This window comes from Acidobacteriota bacterium (assembly GCA_035471785.1).
GTDB lineage: Bacteria > Acidobacteriota > UBA6911 > RPQK01 > DATIPO01 > JANQFM01.
The window spans coordinates 1-4,601 of the sequence record DATIPQ010000026.1; the positions used below are offsets into that span (position 1 = coordinate 1).

Consider the following 4,601-nt stretch of genomic DNA (forward strand, 5'->3'; position numbering starts at 1 on the left):
GAGAATGGTGCGGCCGACGATGGACGGATCGCTTCCGTAGCGGCGGGCCCACAGCGCATGGCTGAGAATGACGACAGGCGGCGCGCCGGGGCGTCCGTCCTGAGGCTGAAAGGCGCGTCCCAGGGCCGGGCGGGCACCCAGAAGGCTGAAGTGACTGGCGAAGACCCGCGCGCCGCGGGCGTCTTCGGGTCCGCCTTGGCCGGTGAGGGGGAAAAGACTGCGCGTCCAACCGGCCACTTCAAAACTTTGAGCATGATCTTCCAAATATTGGACAGCCGGCGTGCCGAAGGGAAGCAGTTGATCGGGATATAGCTTGATGAGCCGGTGAGGCTGTTGATAAGGCAGCGGGTCGAGAATCACGCCGTGAACCACGCTGAAAACCGAGGTGGCGGCGCCGATTCCCAGCGCCAGCGTAAGAATGACCACCAGGCTGATGAGGGGCCGGGCCCGCAGTCCCCGCCCGGCGTAACGAAGATCTTGCAACAAACGGCTCACGAAGGCACCTCCTGACCGCCCCTTGAACGGCGGCGGACCATGGAACTTGGATTGATGAACGAGGGAATGAGGCTTGGAGAAGAAGCGGCGCTTCAGAGCCGTGCCCAGCGCCATCAGGGCCTGCCGCCAATACCAGGCCCGGGCCGGCAGAGCCCCGCGCCGGGGACGCACGTAGAGCAGAAATTCCTCGTCCAGATCGCCGGCCACGGCCTCGCCGTCGGGCTTCGGCCAACAGCGTTCCACCAGCCAGGACGCCAGGCGCGGAGGAACTGTCCGGTTCTCATGCCGCTTCCCGGCGGCCTCACCGCTCATGATTCGGCCTCCGCGGTGTCGCGCAGGGCGGCCAAGTCGAGTTCTCCCCACATCTGGCGCCGCAATTTCTGGGCCCTCAGCAGCACCTGAGCCCCCTGCGGCTGCAAGGCGTAGTACTTGCGCGCCCGTCCCCGCCGTTCCTTGGCCGTCTCCGCCAGGCAGGAGGCCAGATAGCTCTTGTCCTCCATCCGGTCCAATGTGGCGTAGACCGCTCCGATAGCAGTCGAGCGTCCCGACCGACGCTCGATCTCGCGCCGCACCTGCATGCCGTAAGCCCGTCCGCCCAGATGGGCCACGGCCAACAGCACCAGTTCTTCGAAGGACCCCAAAAGCGGCTCGTCTGGCTTGCTCTCTTTGCTTTCTTCGGCTGGCATTTCTACATCGTATAATTTTACAATGTAGAAATCAAGTCCGGGCCGATTTTTTTTTTAATGAACGGCTATTTTTTCTCGGACCGTGGGTGAATTCCGCGGGTTTCTTAGTTGTCCTGCCCGCCGAGCTTCTTGGCGGCCTCGGTCAGTTGCGGCGACTCGGACAGGATGCGCGCTGCATGGCTGAGATAGCGGCTGGCCTCGACTTTTTGGTCCTGCGCCGCCAAGACCTCGGCCAGGGCAAGATAGAGTCTCTCCAGGGAAGGATCCACGGCCAGCCCGCGGCGATAGGCCGCTATGGCTTCTTCGGCTTGCTCCGTTTCCTCCAGCGCGAAGCCCAGGTGAAGGTAGGCGATGGCCAGGTTGGAACAGGACACGGTGGCCAGGCGCAGTTGGGTGACGGCTTCCTGCGGGCGGTCGGCGGCCCGCAGAAAACGGCCCAAGTTATAGCGAAAGCGGCAATCCCCGGGCTGCGCCTCAAGAGCCTGCCGCAGCTTGGTGATGGCTTCTTCCAGGTTGCCCGCGCGCCCCTCCAGGGCTCCTTGCAGACCCAGGGCCTGGACGTTGCCGGGATCCTTTTCCTGGGCGGCCGAGATCAGTTGGCGGGCCTGCTCGAACTGGCCGCGGCGCAGAAACTCGGGAACCGCCTGCAAGAAAGGCTGAGCGTGGGAGGGATCTGTGATGCCCAGCAGCTTTTGGTACTGATCGAGAAAGGCGTCGGAGGCGCGTGTGCCGGTCTTGAGGACGGCTGCGGCCCGGTAGACCTGCCCCTCATTTCCCGGGGGCGCGTGCTCGGGACGATAGAAGTCGACATCGCTGACGGTGTGAGTGGCTTCCTGCAGGGGAGCGAGCCGCTCCTGCTGCGGGGCCGGACGGCGCTGGATGCGGTGGTCGGTCATTACCACCTGGATGACGTCCTGGGTGCGTCGGCGTGGCATGTGGCAGCTCACGCAGTCGGCCTGCTCGAGGGAAGCGAAGGAGCAAGCATGTCCTTCCAGCGAGGCCATCTCATCGCCCGAATGGCAGCTCAGACAGGCCTCGCGATAGTGGGCGGCGCGTTGTGCCGCCGGCACCTTGCGGTGAGGGTCGTGGCAGGTCAGACAACTGAGCTTTCCCTGGCCCTCGAGAAAGCAGGCGCTTTGGCGCAGCCGGTAGGGATGGTGGTTGATCTCGAAACGCTCAGAGCGGGGATTGCCTTCTTCCTCGATGTCGAACAAGACTTGATAGTCAGAGAGCTTTTGGCCGGGCCGGAAGGAGTAGGTTCCGCGTTCGAAGCGGCGAATCCCCGGCAAGCCGACCGAGGGCTGCAGGTGGCATCCGTAGCAGATTTCGTCGCGCCTTGCAGGCTCCAGGCGTCCAGGATTCACGATGGCGGTCCGCAGGCTTTCGGTGGCTTCGCCCCGCAGCGCTTTGCGGGCGTGCCCGGCTCCCGGTCCGTGGCAGCGCTGGCATCCCGTCCCCTCGGGCAGAGTGGCGGGAAAGACGTGCATCTGCTCGTCCTGGTCGCTGCCCTCCTCCACGTCGGGATAGGCATTGTGGCAGAACATGCATTCGCGGCGCACCAAGCGCTGCAAGCCCAAGTGTCGGGGCCGGTCGTATCCGGGCGCCATGCCCCAACTGGAAGTCTGCGAATACCAGGCCAGCGGGAACTGATAGAGCTCTCCCGACCCGGTGCGGAAGAGGTAGGTGCGCGAGGTGTGCCCTGAGCCCAGTATCCAATCGACGGGAATCTCGATCTCATTGATCGGCTGCCCCTGCGCGTCCCGCTGGTAGCGGCGGAAGACCAGACGTTCCCCGTTCCAGGACATCTGGTAGTAGCGGTCCGAGGGGACATGGTGAAAGGGCTGGCTGAAGTCTTCGATGCTCTCCTCCCGCCGCGGACGCATGAAGGAGCGGGCCATGCCGACTTCCTGGTAGGAGTCGAATATCTGGCGGTGGCAGATGCCGCAGGCGCGGTCTTCCACATATCCGGCCGCGGCCCCCTCGCTCACTTTCATGCCCATCGCGGCCAGCGGATCAGCCCTTTCCTGAGTTCCCTCAACGCCCGCCCACAACAGGACAGTGGCAGCCACCAAGAGTCCCAAAAAGAGCGTTGCAATGCGCATAAGAGCCTTTCCGCGAAGTCCCGAGCATAGCCCAGCAGGTTTGCAGCGGTCCAGAGAATTCTGGTACCTGTCACGCCAAGTTGGCAGGATGGTTCAAGATGATCGGCGAAAGGGGCAAGAACTAACGAGCGGCTCCATACCGCCGAGAGCAGGCAGGACTTTGAGCGTGGCCACTCGGTGTGTGAAGCTGTTGGCCACTTGCCATAGCTGGAAGCCGACAGGATTTCCAGGCAACGATGCCGTCCCCACGCCTGTCCAGGCAAATCTTTCCCTAGGGAATTATCTCCTGGCGGCAGGCGGAAGAAGGCCAATCGGCTGCATTACCCCGCCCCAGCGACTGGCATGAGACTTGCTTCAGCTCTAAGAGAAGTGAAAACAGGCGCAACGCCTGAAAATAGAACGGCATAAGGAGCGATTTCATGTCAGTCGCAAAGATTACCGAAATCAGCGCACAATCAAACAAGAGCTTCGAAGACGCCATCCAGAAAGGCATCGCACGGGCTTCAAAGACGCTCAAGAACATTAAGAGCGCTTGGATCAACGAGCAGTCGGTGGATGTCAACGGCGGACGCATCGAGAGCTGGCGGGTCAATATGAAAGTGACCTTCGTTCTTGACGAGTAAGGCTCAGGGGGGGGTGCGCCGGCGTCCCCTGGAAGCGAGCGACAGAAGGCCCTTTAAGGCGGTCCCCGGAGAGAAGGCCTTGACCCGTACGTTTTAACGTGATAAAACACTAACTCGATAAACCGATGGAACGCGAACTGGACCGGAACAGGGAGCTTTGGGAGCTTTTCGAAGCCATCTGCGGGCTTACGGACTCCCTGGAGTGCGCCTTGTTCTTCCGGGACTTGTGCACCCTGACCGAATTGCAGGCCATGGCCGAGCGCTGGCAGGTGGCCCGGCTGGTGGACCAGGGCATACCCTACCGCCGCATCAGCGAGCTGACCGGAGCCTCCACCGCCACCATCACCCGCGTGGCTCACTGGGTCAATCACGGAGAAGGCGGCTACCGCGCCATGCTGAACAAGCTGGCCTCAAACGACTAGAAGATCCATCGCACAGAAAGAAGACATGAGCATCAAGCTGGACGGCGATCATCTGAAAATCTCCTTGCAGCGCAAGGGACGCCTGGCCGAGGTTTCGCGCAAGTTTCTGCGTTCGCTGGGGCTGCAGTTCGAATACTACGACGGACGGCTCTTCTCCACCTGCACCAACTTCCCGCTGGATCTGCTTTTTTTGCGCGACGACGATATTCCGGAATATGTCGAGGAAGGAGTCACCGACCTGGGCATCGCGGGACTCAACATCGTCCACGAGTA

General features: G+C 62.3%; 6 protein-coding genes. 3 read left to right on the top strand and 3 right to left on the bottom strand.

All coding sequences use genetic code 11. The features are described from left to right. From VLU25_04550 to VLU25_04560, 3 genes are all read right to left on the bottom strand, one after another. A partial coding sequence (locus tag VLU25_04550) for an ABC transporter permease (GenBank protein ID HSR67188.1) occupies positions 1–807 on the bottom strand: 807 nt, incomplete at its 3' end. Next, on the bottom strand, positions 804–1,181 hold the full coding sequence (locus VLU25_04555; protein ID HSR67189.1) for a helix-turn-helix transcriptional regulator: 378 nt from the start codon (positions 1,179–1,181) through the stop codon (positions 804–806). The genes VLU25_04550 and VLU25_04555, both read right to left, overlap by 4 nt. A 104-nt stretch (positions 1,182–1,285) precedes the next feature. After that, on the bottom strand, positions 1,286–3,283 hold the full coding sequence (locus VLU25_04560) for a tetratricopeptide repeat protein (protein ID HSR67190.1): 1,998 nt from the start codon (positions 3,281–3,283) through the stop codon (positions 1,286–1,288). A 419-nt stretch (positions 3,284–3,702) separates the two neighbouring features. Between VLU25_04560 and VLU25_04565 the strand changes: the two genes are divergently transcribed. The 3 genes from VLU25_04565 to VLU25_04575 form a co-directional block, all read left to right on the top strand. After that, positions 3,703–3,906 (top strand): dodecin family protein, encoded by a 204-nt coding sequence (locus VLU25_04565; protein ID HSR67191.1) that lies wholly within the window; start codon positions 3,703–3,705, stop codon positions 3,904–3,906. Between the two features lie 125 nt (positions 3,907–4,031). Then, positions 4,032–4,328, top strand: a complete 297-nt coding sequence (locus tag VLU25_04570) for a YerC/YecD family TrpR-related protein (GenBank protein ID HSR67192.1) — start codon at positions 4,032–4,034, stop codon at positions 4,326–4,328. A 25-nt stretch (positions 4,329–4,353) separates the two neighbouring features. Beyond that, positions 4,354–4,601: ATP phosphoribosyltransferase (locus VLU25_04575; protein HSR67193.1), on the top strand; the 248-nt coding region annotated here is incomplete at its 3' end.

What these genes read in the sequence shown, in the direction of transcription:
- VLU25_04555 (HSR67189.1), bottom strand. Translation starts at nt 1,181, where the DNA reads ATGCCAGCCGAAGAAAGCAAAGAGAGCAAGCCAGACGAGCCGCTTTTG.
- VLU25_04560 (HSR67190.1), bottom strand. Translation starts at nt 3,283, where the DNA reads ATGCGCATTGCAACGCTCTTTTTGGGACTCTTGGTGGCTGCCACTGTC.
- VLU25_04565 (HSR67191.1), top strand. Translation starts at nt 3,703, where the DNA reads ATGTCAGTCGCAAAGATTACCGAAATCAGCGCACAATCAAACAAGAGC.
- VLU25_04570 (HSR67192.1), top strand. Translation starts at nt 4,032, where the DNA reads ATGGAACGCGAACTGGACCGGAACAGGGAGCTTTGGGAGCTTTTCGAA.